Raw genomic sequence first — 19,356 nt, forward strand, 5'->3', positions numbered from 1 at the left:
GTTACGACCACACCGCGTGTCGTATTCCCGAACGCCACATCTCCCCTCTCATGGTTTGCTGCACCCATGAAGTCATCTGCCCGCGGAGGAGCGGACAGGTACGGTGTTCAACCATGGAGGAGATGGATATGAGCAGGAACAGAGGCGTCGTCTACATGCGGCCGGGTCAGGTCGAAGTCCGCGACATCGACGACCCGAAGCTTGAGGCGCCGGATGGCCGGCGCATCGAGCACGGTGTCATTCTCAAGGTGATTTCCACCAATATCTGCGGCTCCGACCAGCACATGGTGCGCGGCCGCACCACGGCGATGCCGGGCCTCGTTCTCGGTCATGAAATCACCGGCGAAGTCATCGAGAAGGGCATCGACGTTGAGATGCTGCAGGTTGGCGACATCGTTTCCGTGCCGTTCAACGTCGCCTGCGGCCGCTGCCGCTGCTGCAAGTCGCAGGATACCGGCGTGTGCCTCACGGTGAACCCGTCCCGCGCCGGCGGCGCTTATGGCTACGTCGACATGGGCGGCTGGATCGGTGGTCAGGCGAAATATGTCACCATCCCCTATGCCGATTTCAACCTGCTGAAATTCCCGGATCGTGACAAGGCGATGTCGAAGATCCGCGACCTCACCATGCTCTCCGACATTCTGCCAACCGGCTTCCACGGCGCAGTGAAGGCCGGTGTCGGCGTCGGCTCCACTGTTTATGTCGCCGGTGCCGGCCCGGTAGGCCTCGCGGCTGCCGCCTCCGCCCGCATTCTGGGTGCTGCGGTCGTCATGATCGGCGATTTCAACAAGGATCGTCTTGCCCACGCTGCGAAAGTCGGCTTCGAACCCGTCGATCTCTCGAAGGGCGACCGGCTGGGCGACATGATCGCCGAGATTGTCGGCACCAACGAGGTGGACAGCGCGATCGACGCGGTCGGCTTTGAAGCGCGCGGCCACGCAGGCGGCGAACAGCCGGCGATCGTTCTCAACCAGATGATGGAAATCACCCGCGCCGCCGGCTCGATCGGCATTCCAGGCCTTTATGTCACCGAAGATCCGGGCGCGGTGGATGATGCTGCCAAACAGGGCAGCCTGTCACTGCGTTTCGGCCTCGGTTGGGCGAAGGCGCAATCCTTCCACACCGGCCAGACACCGGTGCTGAAATATAACCGCCAGCTCATGCAGGCGATCCTGCACGACCGCCTGCCGATTGCCGACATCGTCAACGCCAGGATCATTGCGCTCGACGATGCCGTACAGGGCTATGAGAGCTTCGATCAGGGCGCAGCCACCAAGTTCGTGCTCGATCCGCATGGCGACCTGCTCAAGGCGGCCTGACGCCTGCACCGGAAAACCGGTGTAATGAAACCGCCCGCTATAAACGGGCGGTTTTCCATTGGCGCAAATGTCCCCTGTCGGAGACACTATTTCTCGCCTTCTCCCAGTGACTCCAGCTCGGCCATTGCCTCGGAAGAAAGATAAGGCCTGAACAGACTGGATACCTGCCGCAGCCCCCACTCCAGTTGCTGCGACCCGAATTCGCTGACACCTTCCTGCAGATTAAGATAGGACGCCCAATAGGTCGAGACGATCCACAAATTCGTCAAAACCGCCTCGCGCTCCGCTTCGGGAATGTCCACCAGCTCCGCATTCTGCATCCGCGTGACGATGTGGCCGACCGCCAGACGCATGGCGGCGCTTATGGTTCGGACGGGCTCCACCAGCCCCGGTGCCAACGCCACCAGACCGACAAGATCGCGAAAAAGGAAGCGGTAGTTCCAGACGAGAGAGAACCACTGCCACAAAAAGCCGGCATAAGTCGCCGCAGCCGCCTCGTCCGCTCCGTCAACAGTCGCGACGAGCGCCAGCGCATCGTTTTCGAAGCGGGCGAACAGGGCAAGGACCAGCGATTCCTTGGTGCGGAAATGATAATAGAGATTGCCCTCGTTGATTTTCACATCGCCGGCGATTTCGGCCGTTGTCACACGGTCCGGGCCACGTTCGTTGAAGAGACCGAGTGTAACATCTAGAATTTTTTCACGTGTCAGGGATCGCCCCGGCCGTTTCGCGCCGTTTATCATAGAAATTTCACCCCACCATTGAAAATTAAGGCGTACACCTTAAATTACCGGTATAAGGTAAACACCTTAACAGCATGTTGCCATTGTTCAACGCGCATAAAGGACCCGCAGATGACCGACACCGGCCTTCGCAACCCCTCGCCCGAGGCGATCGGGACACAAACCGTATCGAAGCTCGCCACCGCGCGTCTCGCTCTCTCCATTATCCGCAATCCGTTGAAGGCGTTGCCGCCGGAAATCTTTCATGAACCGGCGGTTTTCACTCGCCTTGGCGATACGATGCGCGTGCATCTCGCCGATCCCGTTTTGATCCACGAGGCTCTGGTCAAGAACGCCCATCTGCTTGGCAAGGGTGAAGATGTGCGGCGCGTCCTCGGCCCGGCCCTCGGTCAGGGACTTCTGACCGCCGACGGGGACCATTGGAAATGGCAACGGCAATCCGTCGCAGGCGCTTTCCGCCACGAAAAGCTGTTGGATCTGCTTCCGGTCATGATCGAGACGGCACGACGCACGGAAGCGCGCTGGCGCTCTCCTTCCATTGGTGACATCGACGTGGGCCACGAAATGATGCGAACCACGTTCGACATCATCGTCGAAACGATGATGTCCGGTGGATACGGAATTGATGTTGCGCGGGTCGAACAGAGTATTACCGATTATCTGAAACCGACAGGCTGGACCTTCGCGCTCACCATGCTGGGGGCGCCGGAATGGCTACCTCATCCTGGCCGGCGCAAGGCCCGGATCGCCGTCGGTTATCTGCGCGAAAGCCTTGCGAAGGTGATTGCCGGACGGCGGAAAAATCCATCCGAAAGGAACGACCTCGTCTCGATGCTGCTGGAGGCCAGGGATCCTGAAACCGGACGCATGATGACCGACACGGAAATCGTCGACAATCTCCTGACATTCATCACCGCCGGCCACGAAACGACGGCGCTCGGTCTCGCATGGACGTTTCACCTTCTGTCGAAGAACCGTGAAACGGAGAGAAAAATTCTCGAGGAAATCGACACCGTCACCGCCGGTGAACCGGTCGCGGCGGAACATATCGCCGGCCTGACCTATACCCGACAGGTGTTCTCGGAAGCTATGCGGCTTTACCCGCCAGCTCCGGTCATTACACGCACGGCGCTTGAAGACTTCAGGCTCGGCGGGCATGATATTCCGGCGGGCACCGTTCTTTACGTGCCCATCTATGCCGTGCACCGCCACGCCGCCTTGTGGGACGAGCCCGAGCGCTTCGATCCGTCGCGCTTCGGACCGGAAAAGACGAAGGCGCGCCACCGCTATGCCTATATGCCATTCGGGGCGGGACCCCGCATCTGCATCGGCAATGCTTTTGCGATGATGGAAGCCGTGACGATCCTGGCCGTTCTTCTGCAAGGCCTTCACCTGGAAAACAGGTCAACGGCAACTGCGGCACCGCTGATGCGGGTAACATTGCGGCCGGAAAGTCGCCTGACGATGCGGATCGTGCAACGGAAAAACAAATCGCCCGCGGCGTGAACCACCGCGGGCGATGAATGGAGGCCCCCTGGGTCACCGAACGGTGACGATCACAGGTCGACGTCGAGGATCGCCATCGAGAAATTGTAGGAACGGTCGCCGTCTTCGTCATCGATGTAAACGACGCCGAGAAACTCTTCGCCAAGATACACTTCGGCGGAATCGTCCTTGCGCGGACGCGCCTTGACCACCATCGTCGGGTTGAAGGTACGCTTGAAGTAGGCGTCGAGTTTTTTGATTTCGTCGGCTTTCACCACTATTCTCCTGTGCGGTTCGCGTTGGCCCGCTTTTGGCATGGGACAAAGGCCAAAGTAAAGTGAAAGCGGCAGGTCATCCGTGTCTTCCACACGGACGACGGCAAAAAACCCGGCCACCTGTCAACGCGACAGTGCCGCTCAGATATCGGCTCCGATGAGCTGGTCCATCAGGCGCGAGGGTTCAGAACACCCTGCTTCTCCCACCACCCGCGCCGGCACTCCGGCAACCGTGGTCTTCGGCGGAACCGGCTTCAGCACCACAGATCCTGCGGCGATGCGCGAGCAGCTGCCGATTTCGATATTGCCGAGGATTTTCGCCCCCGCGCCGATCATCACACCGTTGGCGATCTTCGGGTGGCGGTCCGCCCCTTCCTTGCCGGTACCGCCGAGGGTGACGCCATGCAGGATGGAGACGTTATCGCCGATGACTGCCGTCTCGCCGACCACCAGCCCGGTGGCGTGGTCCAGGAAGATGCCCTTGCCGATGCGTGCTGCGGGGTTGATATCGGTCTGGAAAATGCTCGAAGACCGGCTCTGCAGATAAAGCGCGAAATCCTTGCGGCCTTTCTGCAGCAGCCAGTGGGCAAGCCGATGGGTCTGGATGGCCTGGAAACCCTTGAAATAAAGCAGCGGTTCCATGAAGCGCGTGCAGGCCGGATCGCGATCGTAAACGGCCTGGATGTCGACGCGGAGAACGCTTCCCCATTCCGGCCAGTCATCCAGCATGTCCTGGAAGGTCTGACGCAACAGCACGGCCTGTATGTCCGGATGGTCGAGAAGTTCGCAGATACGGTAGATCACACATTCTTCGAGAGACCGGTGGTTGAGGATCGTCGAATAAAGAAAGGCTGAAAGCAGCGGATCCTGTGCGGCGGCGCTGCGCGCTTCATGCAGCAGGCTGCCCCAGATCGGGTCGACGATCGCCAGCTGTTCAGGCTGACGGGCCTCGGTACGTGCGACCATGAACGGTCTCCTCGTTTGCAGTGGTCGTTCTTTATACAGAAAAAGACGTGCATTAGAAATGGGATTCGAATGACGACTTTAAAGGCGGCACGGCTTCAGTTTTTCTTCATGCAGCTTGAAAAACCGTTTCTTGCCGAACTGCGCTTTGCCGCGCTTCTGCGCGGAAAGCCTGCCCCGTTTTTCCTCGAAAATGCGTCAACTCAGAACGAACGGTAGAAATCCAGCACCGCCGCCTTGAACACGCGGTCGCCGACGGCCAGCATGTGGTCGCGGCCGGGAATGTCGATCGCCCGCGCGTGCGGCATGATGGCAGCGAGCTCTTCACCGGAGCCAGCAATATCGTCCTTCGTTCCGACCGCGATCAGCGTCGGCGCATCTATCTTTGCCGCCTGGTCGCGCGTGACGAGAACCCGCGATGTCTCGATGCAGGCGGCAAGCGCCAAGCGGTCGCTTTTCGTCTGATCGGCAAAGGCTCGGAACATGCGGCCGCGCTCATGGGTCACGACATCGAGCGAAGGCGCGAGAAGCGCCTCTGCGATCGGGTCCCAGTCGCCCACACCTTCGACCATGCCGATACCGAGCCCGCCGAAGACCAGAGAACGCACGCGCTCGGGATGCGCCATGGCCAAGAAGGCGGAAATGCGCGCACCCATGGAGTAACCCATCACATGCGTCTCTGCGATGCCGAGATGGTTGAGCAGCGCCACCGCATCTTCGGCCATGACGGACGGATAATAGGCCTCCGTATCATGCGGCTTGTCGCTTGCGCCATGGCCGCGATTATCGATGGCGATCACCCGGTAGCCGGCATCTCCCAGCGTCTTCAGCCAGCCAGGATGGACCCAGTTGACGTTGGCGCTGGATGCAAAGCCATGGATGAGCAAAACCGGGTCTCCCGCCGGATCGCCTTCGTCAAAATAAGCGAGGCGAAGGCCGTCATGGAAAAAATCGGAAAACTGCGGCGTGTTGAGATTCATCAAGGACATCCTTTTTGCCGGACCATATGGCAGGAATTAGCAATGTTGAACATGTTTTGCTGACGATTTTTATGGAGATGCAATGCGTTTGAGGCTACATATCCGCAACGACGAGCCGGCATGCGAAGCCGGATTGCGGCTCTACAACGATATTGCATTTGGAGACGAACATGGCCGGGCATACCATTCCCCACTTCCAGAACGATGGCGGACACCGCATGATCGAGATCGGCGTCAAGGAATTCATGTGCACCGGCGCTTCCGTTCCTTACGATCATCCGCATATCTTCATCGATATGGGCGACGACAATGAGAAGGTCTGTTCCTACTGCTCCACCCTTTATCGCTACAATCCGTCGCTGAAGGCCGAGCAGACCAATCCTCCGGGCTGCGTTTTCCACGTGAAGGCTGCCTGACCTCCACTTTTCCTGATCGGGGCGCATCATGCCCATGAAATCCGTAGCCATTATCGGTGCCGGCATTGCCGGTCTCACCGCTGCCCTTTCTTTTGCCCGGCACGGTATAGACTGCGACATCATCGAACAGGCCGGCGAACTAACGGAAGTTGGCGCCGGCCTGCAGATTTCGCCCAATGCCGCCCGCATTCTCGCCACGCTTGGCGTGCTGCCTGCCATCGAGGCGCGCTGGACCGAGCCCGTCAGTGTCGAACTCGCCTCCGGAAAATCGCTCGCAACGCTGCTCTCCCTGCCTGTGGGCGCGGTGGCGCGTACACGCTGGGGCGCACCCTATGGCGTGCTGCACCGCTCCACCCTGCAAAGCGCACTTCTCCACGCGGTGACAGATAATCCCCTATGCCGGTTGCATCTCGGCAAACGCATCGAAAACGCGACGGCCGATGTGATTGCCGCAACCACATTCCGCGACCATGATCTGATTGTCGGCGCGGACGGTGTCTGGTCGGCGGCCCGCTTTGCCGTTCCTGCCGCTCCCACCGCTACCTTCTCCGGCAATGTCGCCTGGCGCTTCACCGTTGCCGCCAATGCCGTGCCGTCGGCCATCAACAAAAGCGCCGTCACGGCCTATCTCGGCTCGGGTGGCCATATCGTCGCCTATCCGCTGAAAGAAGTCGGCGGTTTCAACATCGTCGCCATCGCGCTTGGCGCCGATCCCGGTGCAACATGGCGGGCGGAATCGAGCGGTCGGCAGAAAGCCCTGCTTCTTGAACAGTTTCGCGGCTTCAGCCCTGACATCGTCCGGTTGCTCGATTCGTCCGAAAACCCGACCTTCTGGCCGCTCTATCAGGCCGGCCCCGGCCGCTGGCACAATGGCCGGGACACGGTGCTGATCGGCGACGCAGCGCATGCCATGATGCCGTTCGCCGCCCAGGGGGCAGCCATGGCGATCGAGGATGCGTTTGAACTCGCGGGAACCATGGTGGGCAGCGATGCTTCAGCCACCCTGCCCGCGCCGCAGGCTCTTGCCGCCTTCGAGGCCCTGCGCCTGCCGCGCATAGAAAAGGCCCGCAAGCGGGCCTCTCTCAATCGTTTTGCCTATCACGCCACAGGCCCGGTGCGTATCGCGCGGGACTTCGTGTTTTCCACGCGTCCCACCGACGCCTTCCTGAAGGACTTCGACTGGCTCTACGGCTATCGCGCCACGGGCTGAGGTCAAACCGCGGCCGCGGCTGCAAAGCCGGCCTCGAGGTCCTTCTTGAGATCGGCGACATCCTCAAGCCCGATCTGCAGGCGGATGACCGGTCCCTCCGAGGGACCCTTGGCGATGGTCCTGTCGACAAGCGAGACCGAAACGGCAAGCGATTCGTAGCCGCCCCAGGAGTAACCGAGCCCGAAAAAGGTCAGCGCATTCAGGAACGCGGCCGCCGTCTGCTTGTATCTGCCTTCTTCCGCCTTCAGCACGAAGGAGAAGACGCCGCTTGCACCCTTGAAATCGCGCTTCCAGAGATCGTGCCCTGCAAAGCTCGGCAGCGCCGGATGCAGCACGCGCACGACGTCGTCCCGGCTCTCCAGCCATGTGGCGATGTCGAGCGCGCTTTTCTGATGGTGCGCCAGCCTGATTCCCATCGTGCGCATGCCGCGCAGGATCTGATAGGCATCGTCCGAAGTGACGCAGATTCCGAGATTGGTATTGGCCTGATAAAGCGCCTTCCAGTGCTTTTCATTGGCCGAGACGAAGCCCATCAGCACATCCGAATGGCCCGAGGGATATTTGGTGGCAGCGTGGATGGAAACATCGACGCCAAAATCCAAAGGTTTGAAATAAAGCGGCGTCGCCCAGGTATTGTCCATCGTCACAACACAATCATGCCGATGAGCGATATCGGTGATCAGCCTGACATCCTGAATTTCGAAGGTGTTGGAACCCGGCGCTTCCAGATGCACCAGCTTCGTGTTCGGCCGGATGAGAGCCTCTATGCCCTCCCCTATGGCCGGATCGTAATATTCCACTTCGACACCCAGCTTCTTCAGCATCATATTGCAGAAGCGACGTGTCGGAAAATAAACGGAATCGACGATCAGCGCGTGGTCGCCAGCGCCGAGATAGGCAAGGAACGGGACCGTGATGGCCGCAAGGCCCGAAGGCACGAGAATGGTTCCGGCAGACCCTTCCAGCTCATTGACGAGATTGCAGAGCGCATCGGTCGTCGGCGTGCCGTGGGTGCCATAGGTATATCTCTGGTTTTCGGTCGAAAGCGTCTCCGCGTCGGGAAAAAGCACCGTCGAGCCGCGCACGATTGGCGGATTGACGAAACCGAAACAGTCCGCGGGATCATTGCCGCCATGGGTGAGGCGCGTATTCACACCTGCGGCGGAAAGCAGGTCATTTGTCTTGGTCATTTCAGATCAGCTTTCGAAGGAACATTGACGCGTGCGACAATGCTGAGAGCGAACCGCAAGGTCAAGTCCCGCCGGGACGCAACAACCGCCGGGATTGATCCATCGCCAGCCAGAATACAACAAGTATACAAATACTGTGCAAGTGCAAATTTCCGCAAAAATATGCTTATATTTTCACCCTTTGCACACTTCACGACCAAATTTTGGAAAATTCCGTTTTATAGGCACAATTATTGCCCGCACGTCTTGACCCCGCTGCCAATTGCGATTGTGATAGAAAAAGCGGATCGAAAAGATCTCGCTGAAGGGGGAGCTGGGGCAGAACAAACATGCCGGTCCTCTTCCAAGTGACGATAACAAACAAAGGTTGGGAAAAATGAAAAAGGCAATTCTGTCGGCCGCCATCGGCGCAGCAGTTTTGGGAGGAGCCTCGGTCGCTTCGGCTGCGACGCTTCAGGATGTGAAGGGCAAGGGTTTCGTCACCTGCGGCGTCAGCGCCGGCATTCCGGGATTCTCCAATCCCGATGACAAGGGCGAGTGGTCCGGTATCGACGTGGACTATTGCCGTGGTATTGCCACAGCGGTTTTCGGCGATCCTTCGAAGGCCAAGTTCGTCGCACTTTCGAGCAAGGACCGATTCCCGGCTCTCCAGTCCGGTGAAGTCGACGTTCTGACCCGTAACACCACCTGGACGATCAGCCGCGACACGTCGCTGGGCTTCAACTTCCGTACCGTCAACTACTACGACGGCCAGGGCTTCATCGCCAAGAAGAGCCTCAACGTGAAGTCCGCTCTCGAGCTTTCCGGCGCCGCCGTCTGCGTACAGACCGGCACGACCACGGAGCTCAACCTCGCCGACTACTTCAAGACCAACAATCTGCAGTACAACCCGGTGGTTTTCGAAAAGGAAGCCGACGCGACCTCTGCTTATGATGCCGGCCGTTGCGACGTCTACACCACTGACCAGTCGGGCCTTTACGCGATCCGCCTGAAGCTGAAGAACCCGGAAGAAAACATCGTTCTGCCTGAAGTCATCTCCAAGGAGCCGCTTGGTCCGGCCGTTCGCCAGGGTGACGACCAGTGGTTCGACATCGTCAGCTGGGTTCACTACGCCATGGTCAATGCCGAAGAACTTGGCATCACCTCCAAGAACGTCGACGAGCAGAAGAACAGCGCAAATCCGGACGTGAAGCGCCTGCTCGGCACGGAAGAAGGCACCAAGATCGGTACCGATCTCGGCGTGACCAATGACTGGGCCTACAACATCATCAAGCTGGTGGGCAACTACGGCGAAGTCTTCGACCGCAACGTCGGCGCCGGCTCGCCTCTGAAGATCGAGCGCGGCCAGAACGCGCTCTGGACCAAGGGCGGCCTGCAATACGCACCGCCGGTCCGTTGATCGGCCCCATCATCGGCTAGATCATAAGGAGGCTGGGCAACACCCGGCCTCCGCTTCAAATTATATAAATAAGCTCGCAAAGAGCATATAAAAGGGAAAGGTGCCTATGGCAGGCAACGCGGTCAGTTCGCAACGATCGCGCGCGCAAAGCGCGTCGTCACTTATCTACGATCCACGCATACGCGGCATTTTTTACCAGGTCCTGACGGTCGTCATCCTGGCCGCCTTCGTCTGGGTCATCGTGACGAATACGATCACCAATCTTCAACGTTCAAACATTTCATCCGGCTTCGGGTTCCTCAACGGACGCGCCGGCTTCGACATCGGCCAGTCGCTGATCGCTTATACCAGCGATGCGACCTATGGCCGGGCGCTGCTCGTCGGCATTCTCAACACGATCCAGGTTGCGTTTTTTGGCATCATCGCCGCCTCGATCATCGGCTTCATCGTCGGTATCGCCCGGTTGTCCAACAACTGGCTGATCTCGAAGCTCGCGCAGGCCTATGTGGAAATCTTCCGCAACATCCCGCCGCTGCTCGTGATCTTCTTCTGGTACAAGGGCGTCATCTCGGTCCTGCCGCAGGCACGCGAATCGCTCGAGCTGCCGCTCGGCACCTACCTTAACAATCGTGGCTTCTTCTTTCCGAAACCGCTCTGGGGGGACGGAATCTGGCTCGTGCCGCTGGCCTTCCTTGTCGCCGTCGTCGTCAGCGTGCTTGTTTACCGCTGGGCGAAAGCCAGACAGGAAAAAACCGGACAGCAATTCCGCACCGGAATAACGATAACGCTGCTCGTCATCGGATTGCCGCTCGCCACGTTCCTCGCAATCGGCGCGCCGCTGACATTCGATTACCCCATCGCCGGACGCTTCAACCTTTCGGGCGGCGCCGTCGTCGCGCCTGAATTCATGTCGCTGTTCCTGGCGCTGTCCTTCTACACTGCCTCCTTCATCGCCGAGATCGTTCGCGGCGGCATCAAGGCCGTGGCGAAGGGGCAGACGGAAGCTGCCGACGCGCTTGGGCTTCGCTCCAGCACCACGACACGTCTCATCGTCGTGCCGCAGGCCATGCGCATCATCATTCCGCCGCTGACAAGTCAGTTCCTCAACCTCACCAAGAACTCGTCGCTTGCGGTCGCCGTCGGCTTTGCCGATATCGTCTCCGTTGGCGGTACGATCCTGAACCAGACGGGTCAGGCGGTTGAAGTCGTTGCCATCTGGCTGGTCATATATCTCTCGCTGTCCCTGCTCACGGCCGTGGTCATGAACTGGTTCAACGCGAAAATGGCTCTGGTGGAGAGATGACGATGACGATCAGCAACCACGCCTTCGTGCGCCAGACCATTGAGGAAGCCCGCCCCGCGCCATCGAGCGCGGTGGGCGTAACCCACTGGCTGCGTACCAAGCTCTTCGCCACGCCCAAGGATACGGTGCTCACCGTCCTTGCTATTGCCCTCCTCGTCTATATCGTGCCGCCGATCATCGAGTGGCTGTTTATCGACGCGGTTTGGACCGGCAGCGACCGTATTGCGTGTCTCACCGCTTCACAGGGCGGCGCGCTTCCGGACGGACAGTCCGGCGCCTGCTGGGCCTTTGTCTCGGCCAAGCTCGGACAATTCGTCTTCGGCCGTTACCCCATTGACGAGCGCTGGCGTCCCATCCTCGTGATGGTGACGTTCGCGATCCTGCTGGTCCCGATGCTCATACCGAAGGCGCCGTTCAAGCGTCTCAATGCGCTGGCGCTCTTCATCATCCTGCCCTTCATTGCGTTCTTCCTGCTCATCGGCGGCGTCTTCGGCCTGCCGAAGGTGGAAACGCAGCTCTGGGGCGGCCTGATGGTCACGCTCATCCTGTCCTTCTTCGGGATAACGGTGTCGCTGCCCTTCGGCATTCTTCTGGCTCTCGGCAGACGCTCGAACCTGCCGGTCATCAAGATGCTCTGCGTCCTCTTCATCGAGGTCATCAGGGGCATCCCGCTGATCACCGTCCTGTTCTTCGCCAGCATCATGCTGCCGCTGTTCCTGCCCGACGGCTGGACTTTCGACAAGTTCCTGCGTGCGCTGGTCGGCGTGTCGCTGTTCTCCTCCGCCTATATGGCGGAAGTGATCCGCGGCGGCCTGCAGGCCATTCCGAAGGGACAATATGAAGGTGCGGACTCGCTCGGCCTGAATTACTGGCAGAAGACGAGGCTGATCGTGCTGCCGCAGGCGCTGAAGCTCGTCATTCCGGGCATCGTCAACACCTTCATCGGGCTTTTCAAGGACACGTCGCTGGTCTCGATCATCGGCATGTTCGACCTGCTCGGTATTGTCACACTCAACCAATCGGATGCGAACTGGGCCACGCCCGTCACCGCCATGACTGGCTATATTTTCGCAGGCTTCGTATTCTGGATATTCTGCTTCGGCATGTCGCGATATTCGCTGTTCATGGAACGGCACCTCGACACCGGGCATAAACGATAAGGGACGCTCAAAATGGCAGAAACCCAGGCAAAAAAACTGACCGTCTCGGCGACGGACGTCGCAATCGAAATCACCGGCATGAACAAATGGTACGGCGATTTCCATGTGCTGCGTGATATCAACCTGAAGGTCATGAAGGGCGAGCGCATTGTCATCGCCGGTCCTTCCGGGTCGGGCAAATCGACCATGATCCGCTGCATCAACCGTCTGGAAGAGCACCAGTCGGGCAGCATCGTCGTTGATGGCATCGAGCTTACCAACGACCTCAAGAAGATCGACGAGGTGCGCCGCGAAGTTGGCATGGTGTTCCAGCACTTCAACCTCTTCCCGCATCTGACGATCCTCGAAAACTGCACGCTGGCGCCGATCTGGGTTCGCAAGATGCCCAAGAAGGAAGCCGAAGAAGTGGCGATGCACTATCTGAAGCGCGTGAAGATTCCCGAGCAGGCGCATAAATATCCGGGCCAACTCTCCGGCGGTCAGCAGCAGCGTGTGGCGATTGCCCGCTCGCTCTGCATGAAGCCGAAGATCATGCTCTTCGATGAGCCGACCTCGGCGCTCGACCCGGAAATGGTCAAGGAAGTGCTTGATACCATGGTCAGCCTCGCAGAAGACGGCATGACCATGCTGTGCGTGACCCACGAAATGGGCTTTGCGCGTCAGGTCGCAAACCGCGTTATCTTCATGGACCAGGGCCAGATCGTCGAACAGAACTCGCCCGCCGAATTCTTCGACAATCCGCAGCACGAGCGTACCCGCCTGTTCCTCAGCCAGATACTGCATTGAGAACAAGCATCATCGGACGGGGCCTTTGGGCCCCGTTTTTTTATGACGACAACCCAGCTCCAGATCTGGCGTGATCTTTGGCTCCTCATGACGCCGCGCTTCTCCCGTCCCGGAGCCACTTGAGTGAATCACTGCCCATCCACGCGTTCCCACACATCATTCTCTTCCGTTAGAAGCGCAAAACCGCGGGACCAAGCACGCTTTAACCTTTTGTTACGAAACAAGAATCCTTGTTTTTCAGGGCTTCTGGCCACCCGTGTCATTTTTTTGTCAAATCATGCGTTTTTCCGCTTGCGGAGCAACCGGAGCCTGACTATAAGGGCGCCACACCACAAGCGCACGCGCCCTTCGTCTATCGGTTAGGACGTCAGATTTTCATTCTGAAAAGAGGGGTTCGACTCCCCTAGGGCGTGCCACTTCCTTTGCTGGTTACCTCCGACACGACGAAATCATTCGATAAAATCGCAATAATTCCAGCATCTCATCATTGCTGCGGAACCGATTTGCCGTCGGCACGTTAGATGCCTGTCCCCCCGATGGAAGGCAAGCCGGACGAAATGCCGCCGCGCAATTCACCCGGCTTGCCTTTCCCCTCTCCCAGATCATCAGGAAGTCCCGGGCTTCGGCAGAGCGTTGCCAGCTCAACGGCCACGATGCTGGGCTTTGCCCACTTGCACCGCTTCGTCGCGTCCCGTGCCGCGCGAGATTGGAGCGATAATTCAAGGATTTGGGCCGGTCCGACCGGGTTTTCCACAGCCCGTTCCGCCCTGCCAAAAAAACTCGCCGCAAAGCGAAAAAAATCAGTTTTTCCGCTTGCGGAGCAACGGGAGCCTGACTATAAGGGCGCCACACCACAAGCGCACGCGCCCTTCGTCTATCGGTTAGGACGTCAGATTTTCATTCTGAAAAGAGGGGTTCGACTCCCCTAGGGCGTGCCACTTGCTTCTCCCTTAAAATCAGCAGCATAAACGTATATCTTCACGCATCGCGTAAAGATATCCCGTTGTAGTGCATAGGTCAGCGACAACCGTTGGCCGGTGACAGCCGAGATAGATTGGTGGCCCCTCTCAGGGCGCGAAAGCGGCGTCCAGAACACGCAGTTGAACCCGCCTTTGCCCCTGCCAGAGATCGGCGCCCACAGTACCCGCGACGTGAATATTCCGTCCGCGGGCATTCATGAGCATCTGTCCCAGGGGCGCCTCGGCGGCGCGGAACGCGATTCCGTCCAGCCGTGAGCCATCCATGGCCTCCAGCGTGATCTTGACGTGGGATGCGCCCACCAGCCGCACATCACGCAGGCGATGCGCCGGAACAGCAAAGATCGGCTGAGAATGACCGGAACCATAGGGACCGGCCTGTTCTAGCTGGTCGACAAGCTGCAACGTAGCCCCCGAAGCGCCGATGGCGCCATCAATCTTCAATACGCTGCTCTCTACCAGCTCGTTTACGGTCTTTGCCGCGGCTTCTTCGAAAAAGGTCCTGAGCTTGCCGAGATTGGCGCGCTCAACCGTGAGGCCTGCCGCCATGGCGTGACCGCCGCCCTTGACCAGCAGGCCGGCCTCCACGGCAGCGCGCACCATCCGCCCCATGTCGAAGCCGGCGATCGAACGGCCGGAGCCGGTGCCCTTGCCGGAGGGATCGAAGGCAATGGCAAAAGCCGGGCGGCGGAAGCGATCCTTCAGGCGCGAGGCCAACAAGCCGACAATGCCGGGATGCCAGTTTTCACGCGCGGTGACGATAACACCGGCACCCGAGCCGTCGCCATATTCGAACAGGGCCTCCGCTTCGGCCTCCGCCAGCATCGCCGCTTCCATCGCCTGTCGCTCGCGGTTCAGCTCGTCCAGCCGCTCGGCAATCACCTCGGCCTGCGAGGAATCATCGATCGTCAACAATCGGCTGCCAAGCGCAGCGTCGCCAATACGCCCCCCGGCGTTGATGCGGGGTCCGATCAGGAAACCGAAATGATAGGGTGTCACAGGCCCGCCCAGCCCCGCCTTCTTGAACAGCGCGGCAAGGCCGGCATTTTTCATGTGGCGTGCGGCAATCAGGCCCTTCACCACATAGGCGCGGTTCAGCCCTTTCAGGGGAACCACATCGCAGACCGTCGCAAGCGCAACGATGTCGAGCAATGACAGCAGATCGAGCGTGAAGGCCTGGCGGTGCCGCCTGTCCTTGAGAACGCGAAGCGTGGCGACGAGCACGAGGAACACCACGCCGGCGGCACAGAGATGCCCCTGCCCCGACAGATCGTCCTCCCGGTTGGGATTGACCAGCGCCACCGCCGGCGGCAGTTCCGTACCCACCTGATGGTGGTCTATGACCACAACGTCCGTTCGTGCCTCTTTTGCCGCCTTGAGCGATTCATGGCTGGTGGATCCGCAGTCCACCGTCACGATCAGCGTCGCGCCATTGGCGGCCAGCTGCTGCATCGCCGCCGGGTTAGGCCCGTAACCCTCGAAAATTCTGTCGGGAATGTAGATCTCGGGCGTCAGCCCGAAATGTGCAAGAAACCGGTACATCAACGCGGAGGAAGCAGCGCCATCGACATCGTAATCACCGAAGATCGCCACCTTCTCACCCGCTTCAATGGCGCGCACAAGCCGCTCGGCGGCCTTCTCGCAATCGGTCAGCACATGCGGGTCGGGCATCAGGGAGCGAACGGTGGGATCAAGGAACGCCAGGGCATCATCCACCCCCACACCGCGCCCGGCGAGCACCCGGGCGATCAGTTCCGGAATACCGTGGACCTGTGACATCGCCAGCGCACGGTTCTGCCCGGCCTGATCCAGCCGAGACACCCACCGCTGTTCTGTTGCCGACCGCTCCACGCTTAAAAATGCGCGGGCCACGGTATCGGCCGGCTCCATCATTACCATCCTGTCCATTCGTCCTGTCATTCGCGCCAACAGGCGCTCTAATGGTTAGAACGGGCTAAATGGCGATGCTGCGTTTTTCAAGCAAAAACGCGCCTTGACGAAATCACGTCGAGAAAATCGAGAAAAAAGGGCTGACAATCGAGACGGCCGCGACAAGCAGCAGCAGCGAAAATACCGCGAGCGAACACCAGTTACGCTCATATTCGGCCATATCGAATTCCATGCTGCGAATATTGTCATTGGCATTGTGCGGCCGCGCCCGGTGATGGCTCGCCGGAGCGCCCTGGCGCTTGTTGTCCTTGAACAGGATGATCGATGTCACGGCCACGCCTCCCTCGCTTGGTGAACACGATTAACCATAAGGCCGAATCGCCCTGCTTTCCAGCGCTTCACGCACCGTCCCCTCAAATTTTGCGGCCACCAGACCGCAGGAAGGCGCCGGTCCCCCAAGCAACAAAAAACCGCGTTTCCGGATGGAAACGCGGTTTTTGATCTCACGACAGTAGCGTCGCGCTTCAGGTCCGCTCGATGCGGATGACCTGGGGCTCGCTGACGAGATATTTCTCGTTCTTGATCGCTTTTACCGCCTTGCGGATCGCATCTTCCATTGTCGCGTGCGTAACAAGGATGATTGTCTGCGGCGCGCCTTCCACGTGCACGCGCTGGCGCTGCACGATGGATTCCAGCGAAATGTTATTGTCAGCCATGCGGCTGGCGATGGAGGCGAACACACCGGCCTGATCCTTCACCGTGAGGCGGATGAAGTAACCGCCCTCGTGGCTCTTCATCTTGGCGCGGCGATAGTCCGTCAGCGATTTCGCCGGACGGCCGAGTACCGGCACACGCTGTGCACCGGGACGGCTCTTGGCGATATCGGCGATATCGCCGAGCACGGCGGATGCCGTGGCGTTGCCGCCGGCGCCGGGTCCGACCATCAGCAATTCACCGAGAATATCGGATTCGATCGCCACGGCGTTGGTGACGCCATCGACCTGCGCGATGACGGAATCAAGCGGCACCATGGTCGGATGGACGCGCTGCTCGATACCGGATTCGGTGACCTGCGCCACGCCGAGAAGCTTGATGCGATAGCCTAGATCGGCAGCCGCCTGGATGTCCTCGATCGAAATATTGGTGATGCCTTCGAGATAAATGTCGTCGGCAGCGATCTTGTTGCCGAAGGCAAGCGTGGTCAGAATGGAAAGCTTGTGCGCGGTGTCGTTACCTTCGATATCGAAGGCGGGATCAGCCTCTGCATATCCCAGCCGCTGCGCTTCCTTCAGACAGGCCTCGAAGGACAGGCCTTCTTTCTCCATCTTTGTGAGGATGTAGTTGCAGGTGCCGTTCATGATGCCGTAGATGCGCGTCACGTGATTGCCGGTCAGCGATTCACGCAGGGCCTTGATGACGGGAATGCCGCCAGCGACCGCCGCCTCGAAGTTCAGAAGCGCGCCCTTGTCTTCGGCAATGGTCGCCAGTTCGACACCATGCTTGGCCAGCAGCGCCTTGTTGGCTGTCACCACATGGAGACCGCGCGACAGCGCTGCCCGCACCGCATTTTCGGCCTGTCCGGAAGCACCGCCGACCAGTTCGACAAACACATCGATGTCGGCTTCGCTCGCCATCTGTTCCGGCGTGTCGAACCAGGTAATACCCGTGAGATCAATGCCGCGGTCACGCGAACGATCACGCGCGCTTACCGCAATAATCTCAATTGCGCGTCCGCAGGTAATCGCAAGTTCGTTGCTTCTCTGCTGGAGGATGCGCACGAGCGAAGCGCCGACAGTGCCGAGCCCCGCTATGCCGATTCTCAATGAATCTGCCATGGGTATGTTCCTGATTGCTGGTGATGGTGGCGGCCGAGACCCGGCCGCCCTGGGTTTGCCCTTATCTGTGGGCGTTGAGCGAAACGACGTTGTGCATCGTTTCGTCTGCGGTCGACAGGAAACGCTTCAGATTGCGCGCTGCCTGACGAATTCGATGCTCGTTTTCCACGAGCGCGAGACGGACGTAATCATCGCCCATCTCGCCGAAGCCGATGCCGGGAGCAACGGCAATATCGGCCTTCTCGACCAGAAGCTTGGAGAATTCCAGGCTGCCGAGATGGCGGAATTTTTCCGGGATCTTCGCCCAGGCGAACATGGTGGCCGCCGGCGGCGGTACTTCGAAGCCCGCCTTGCCGAAGGTGTCGACCATGACATCGCGACGGCGGCGATAAACATTGCGCACTTCGGCAATGTCCGAGCCGTCACCGTTCAGTGCATGGGTCGCAGCAACCTGGATCGGTGTGAAGGCGCCGTAATCGAGATAAGACTTCACGCGGGTCAGCGCCGCGATCAGCCGCTCGTTGCCAACGGCAAAGCCCATGCGCCAGCCGGGCATGGAAAACGTCTTCGACATGGAAGTGAATTCCACCGCAACGTCGATCGCACCGGGAACCTCGAGAACGGAGGGCGGCGGATTGCTTTCGTCGAAATAGATTTCCGAATAGGCAAGGTCGGAAAGCACGATGATCTCGTGCTTCTTCGCAAAGGCGATGACGTCCTTGTAGAAATCGAGCGACGCGACATGCGCCGTCGGGTTCGAAGGATAATTGACGATCAGCGCCAGCGGCTTCGGAATGGAGTGGCGCACGGCGCGCTCCAGCGGCCCGAAGAAGCTGTCGTCAGGCTCGACATTCATCGAGCGGATAACGCCGCCCGCCATCAGGAAGCCGAAGGCATGGATCGGATAGGTGGGGTTCGGACACAGGATCACGTCACCCGGCGCGGTGATGGCCTGCGCCATGTTGGCGAAACCTTCCTTGGAGCCGAGCGTGGCGACGACCTGCGTGTCGGGGTTCAGCTTAACGCCGAAGCGGCGTGCATAATAGGCCGCCTGCGCGCGGCGAAGACCGGGAATGCCCTTGGACGAGGAATAACGATGGGTACGAGGGTCCTGAACGACCTCGCAAAGTTTGTCGACGATGGCCTTCGGGGTCGGAAGGTCGGGATTGCCCATGCCGAGATCGATGATATCGGCCCCGGCCGCTCGCGCGCTCGCTTTCAAACGGTTGACCTGTTCGAAGACGTATTGCGGCAGACGCCGGACCTTGTGAAACTCTTCCATCTCTTTCCTCATGGGAATGGACCGGTTCTTCCGGTCCATAACGAAGGTTCGTTTTTGTTGTTAAACGCCGCCGACACGAACCGACCCGGCAGGCGTTATTCATTGTAGCGCAAAGCACGGGAAAACCCACAAGGGTTTTCTCG

At 59.5% G+C, this 19,356-nt stretch carries 18 protein-coding genes and 2 tRNA genes; 11 read left to right on the forward strand and 9 right to left on the reverse strand.

The annotated features are described in order from the left end of the window. Positions 1-128: 128 nt before the first annotated feature. Positions 129-1,319 carry a formaldehyde dehydrogenase, glutathione-independent gene (gene fdhA / locus FHW77_RS13250; RefSeq protein ID WP_004441915.1) on the forward strand — a complete coding sequence of 397 codons (1,191 nt, stop codon included), beginning with the start codon at positions 129-131 and terminating at the stop codon, positions 1,317-1,319. Positions 1,320-1,405: 86 nt separating this feature from the next. Here fdhA and FHW77_RS13255 read toward each other — a convergent pair whose 3' ends face one another. After that, positions 1,406-2,062 (reverse strand): TetR/AcrR family transcriptional regulator, encoded by a 657-nt coding sequence (locus FHW77_RS13255; protein WP_004441916.1) that lies wholly within the window; start codon positions 2,060-2,062, stop codon positions 1,406-1,408. A gap of 111 nt (positions 2,063-2,173) precedes the next feature. Between FHW77_RS13255 and FHW77_RS13260 the strand changes: the two genes are divergently transcribed. Next, the gene (locus FHW77_RS13260) at positions 2,174-3,568 is read left to right on the forward strand and encodes a cytochrome P450 (RefSeq protein ID WP_004441917.1); all 1,395 of its coding nucleotides are present in this window, start codon (positions 2,174-2,176) and stop codon (positions 3,566-3,568) included. A gap of 50 nt (positions 3,569-3,618) precedes the next feature. On the opposite strand, the gene FHW77_RS13265 is transcribed toward FHW77_RS13260, so the two are convergent. Together FHW77_RS13265 and cysE are read right to left on the reverse strand one after the other, a co-directional pair. Beyond that, positions 3,619-3,822, reverse strand: a complete 204-nt coding sequence (locus tag FHW77_RS13265; protein WP_003524869.1) for a DUF3126 family protein — start codon at positions 3,820-3,822, stop codon at positions 3,619-3,621. Between the two features lie 141 nt (positions 3,823-3,963). After that, positions 3,964-4,788 (reverse strand): serine O-acetyltransferase, encoded by an 825-nt coding sequence (gene cysE, locus FHW77_RS13270; RefSeq protein ID WP_004441918.1) that lies wholly within the window; start codon positions 4,786-4,788, stop codon positions 3,964-3,966. Between the two features lie 69 nt (positions 4,789-4,857). Between cysE and FHW77_RS13275 the strand changes: the two genes are divergently transcribed. Beyond that, on the forward strand, positions 4,858-5,004 hold the full coding sequence (locus FHW77_RS13275; protein WP_004441921.1) for a hypothetical protein: 147 nt from the start codon (positions 4,858-4,860) through the stop codon (positions 5,002-5,004). Here FHW77_RS13275 and FHW77_RS13280 read toward each other — a convergent pair. Next, the gene (locus FHW77_RS13280; RefSeq protein ID WP_004441923.1) at positions 4,989-5,765 is read right to left on the reverse strand and encodes an alpha/beta fold hydrolase; all 777 of its coding nucleotides are present in this window, start codon (positions 5,763-5,765) and stop codon (positions 4,989-4,991) included. The genes FHW77_RS13275 and FHW77_RS13280 overlap by 16 nt on opposite strands. Before the next feature lie 170 nt (positions 5,766-5,935). Between FHW77_RS13280 and FHW77_RS13285 the strand changes: the two genes are divergently transcribed. Beyond that, positions 5,936-6,181 carry a zinc-finger domain-containing protein gene (locus FHW77_RS13285; protein ID WP_004441925.1) on the forward strand — a complete coding sequence of 82 codons (246 nt, stop codon included), beginning with the start codon at positions 5,936-5,938 and terminating at the stop codon, positions 6,179-6,181. 28 nt (positions 6,182-6,209) lie between these two features. Next, positions 6,210-7,391 carry an FAD-dependent monooxygenase gene (locus tag FHW77_RS13290; protein ID WP_004441926.1) on the forward strand — a complete coding sequence of 394 codons (1,182 nt, stop codon included), beginning with the start codon at positions 6,210-6,212 and terminating at the stop codon, positions 7,389-7,391. A 2-nt stretch (positions 7,392-7,393) separates the two neighbouring features. Here the strand turns inward: FHW77_RS13290 and FHW77_RS13295 are convergent, their stop codons facing one another. Continuing rightward, positions 7,394-8,581: a cystathionine beta-lyase gene (locus FHW77_RS13295; protein ID WP_004441928.1), complete on the reverse strand. Its 1,188-nt coding sequence runs from the start codon at positions 8,579-8,581 to the stop codon at positions 7,394-7,396. Positions 8,582-8,957: 376 nt separating this feature from the next. Between FHW77_RS13295 and FHW77_RS13300 the strand changes: the two genes are divergently transcribed. The 6 genes from FHW77_RS13300 to FHW77_RS13325 all read left to right on the forward strand — a co-directional run bounded on the left by FHW77_RS13300 (position 8,958) and on the right by FHW77_RS13325 (position 14,167). Beyond that, positions 8,958-9,980 carry an amino acid ABC transporter substrate-binding protein gene (locus tag FHW77_RS13300; RefSeq protein ID WP_004441929.1) on the forward strand — a complete coding sequence of 341 codons (1,023 nt, stop codon included), beginning with the start codon at positions 8,958-8,960 and terminating at the stop codon, positions 9,978-9,980. Positions 9,981-10,086: 106 nt separating this feature from the next. Continuing rightward, positions 10,087-11,283: an amino acid ABC transporter permease gene (locus tag FHW77_RS13305; protein ID WP_004441931.1), complete on the forward strand. Its 1,197-nt coding sequence runs from the start codon at positions 10,087-10,089 to the stop codon at positions 11,281-11,283. 2 nt (positions 11,284-11,285) lie between these two features. Next, positions 11,286-12,443: an amino acid ABC transporter permease gene (locus FHW77_RS13310; protein WP_004441933.1), complete on the forward strand. Its 1,158-nt coding sequence runs from the start codon at positions 11,286-11,288 to the stop codon at positions 12,441-12,443. Positions 12,444-12,455: 12 nt separating this feature from the next. After that, positions 12,456-13,229, forward strand: a complete 774-nt coding sequence (locus FHW77_RS13315; protein WP_004441935.1) for an amino acid ABC transporter ATP-binding protein — start codon at positions 12,456-12,458, stop codon at positions 13,227-13,229. A 341-nt stretch (positions 13,230-13,570) separates the two neighbouring features. Next, positions 13,571-13,645 (forward strand) — tRNA-Glu (locus FHW77_RS13320). A 447-nt stretch (positions 13,646-14,092) separates the two neighbouring features. Further along, positions 14,093-14,167: transfer RNA gene (locus FHW77_RS13325), tRNA-Glu, on the forward strand. A gap of 129 nt (positions 14,168-14,296) precedes the next feature. Here the strand turns inward: FHW77_RS13325 and recJ are convergent. From recJ to FHW77_RS13345, 4 genes are all read right to left on the reverse strand, one after another. After that, positions 14,297-16,105 carry a single-stranded-DNA-specific exonuclease RecJ gene (gene recJ, locus FHW77_RS13330; RefSeq protein WP_081859527.1) on the reverse strand — a complete coding sequence of 603 codons (1,809 nt, stop codon included), beginning with the start codon at positions 16,103-16,105 and terminating at the stop codon, positions 14,297-14,299. A 103-nt stretch (positions 16,106-16,208) separates the two neighbouring features. Beyond that, positions 16,209-16,433 (reverse strand): hypothetical protein, encoded by a 225-nt coding sequence (locus FHW77_RS13335; RefSeq protein WP_022556200.1) that lies wholly within the window; start codon positions 16,431-16,433, stop codon positions 16,209-16,211. Positions 16,434-16,620: 187 nt separating this feature from the next. Then, positions 16,621-17,931 carry a homoserine dehydrogenase gene (locus FHW77_RS13340; RefSeq protein WP_004441941.1) on the reverse strand — a complete coding sequence of 437 codons (1,311 nt, stop codon included), beginning with the start codon at positions 17,929-17,931 and terminating at the stop codon, positions 16,621-16,623. A gap of 61 nt (positions 17,932-17,992) precedes the next feature. Then, on the reverse strand, positions 17,993-19,213 hold the full coding sequence (locus FHW77_RS13345; RefSeq protein ID WP_004441943.1) for an LL-diaminopimelate aminotransferase: 1,221 nt from the start codon (positions 19,211-19,213) through the stop codon (positions 17,993-17,995). Between the last annotated feature and the right edge of the window lie 143 nt (positions 19,214-19,356).

It is taken from the genome of Agrobacterium sp. RC10-4-1, from assembly GCF_014138475.1.
GTDB classification, from domain to species: domain Bacteria; phylum Pseudomonadota; class Alphaproteobacteria; order Rhizobiales; family Rhizobiaceae; genus Agrobacterium; species Agrobacterium pusense.

Bases quoted from the DNA above. Each gene is read 5' to 3' on its own strand.
- fdhA (WP_004441915.1), top strand. From the start codon at position 129: ATGAGCAGGAACAGAGGCGTCGTCTACATGCGGCCGGGTCAGGTCGAA.
- FHW77_RS13255 (WP_004441916.1), bottom strand. From the start codon at position 2,062: ATGATAAACGGCGCGAAACGGCCGGGGCGATCCCTGACACGTGAAAAA.
- FHW77_RS13260 (WP_004441917.1), top strand. From the start codon at position 2,174: ATGACCGACACCGGCCTTCGCAACCCCTCGCCCGAGGCGATCGGGACA.
- cysE (WP_004441918.1), bottom strand. From the start codon at position 4,788: ATGGTCGCACGTACCGAGGCCCGTCAGCCTGAACAGCTGGCGATCGTC.
- FHW77_RS13275 (WP_004441921.1), top strand. From the start codon at position 4,858: ATGACGACTTTAAAGGCGGCACGGCTTCAGTTTTTCTTCATGCAGCTT.
- FHW77_RS13280 (WP_004441923.1), bottom strand. From the start codon at position 5,765: ATGAATCTCAACACGCCGCAGTTTTCCGATTTTTTCCATGACGGCCTT.
- FHW77_RS13285 (WP_004441925.1), top strand. From the start codon at position 5,936: ATGGCCGGGCATACCATTCCCCACTTCCAGAACGATGGCGGACACCGC.
- FHW77_RS13290 (WP_004441926.1), top strand. From the start codon at position 6,210: ATGCCCATGAAATCCGTAGCCATTATCGGTGCCGGCATTGCCGGTCTC.
- FHW77_RS13295 (WP_004441928.1), bottom strand. From the start codon at position 8,581: ATGACCAAGACAAATGACCTGCTTTCCGCCGCAGGTGTGAATACGCGC.
- FHW77_RS13300 (WP_004441929.1), top strand. From the start codon at position 8,958: ATGAAAAAGGCAATTCTGTCGGCCGCCATCGGCGCAGCAGTTTTGGGA.
- FHW77_RS13305 (WP_004441931.1), top strand. From the start codon at position 10,087: ATGGCAGGCAACGCGGTCAGTTCGCAACGATCGCGCGCGCAAAGCGCG.
- FHW77_RS13310 (WP_004441933.1), top strand. From the start codon at position 11,286: ATGACGATCAGCAACCACGCCTTCGTGCGCCAGACCATTGAGGAAGCC.
- FHW77_RS13315 (WP_004441935.1), top strand. From the start codon at position 12,456: ATGGCAGAAACCCAGGCAAAAAAACTGACCGTCTCGGCGACGGACGTC.
- recJ (WP_081859527.1), bottom strand. From the start codon at position 16,105: ATGGTAATGATGGAGCCGGCCGATACCGTGGCCCGCGCATTTTTAAGC.
- FHW77_RS13340 (WP_004441941.1), bottom strand. From the start codon at position 17,931: ATGGCAGATTCATTGAGAATCGGCATAGCGGGGCTCGGCACTGTCGGC.
- FHW77_RS13345 (WP_004441943.1), bottom strand. From the start codon at position 19,213: ATGGAAGAGTTTCACAAGGTCCGGCGTCTGCCGCAATACGTCTTCGAA.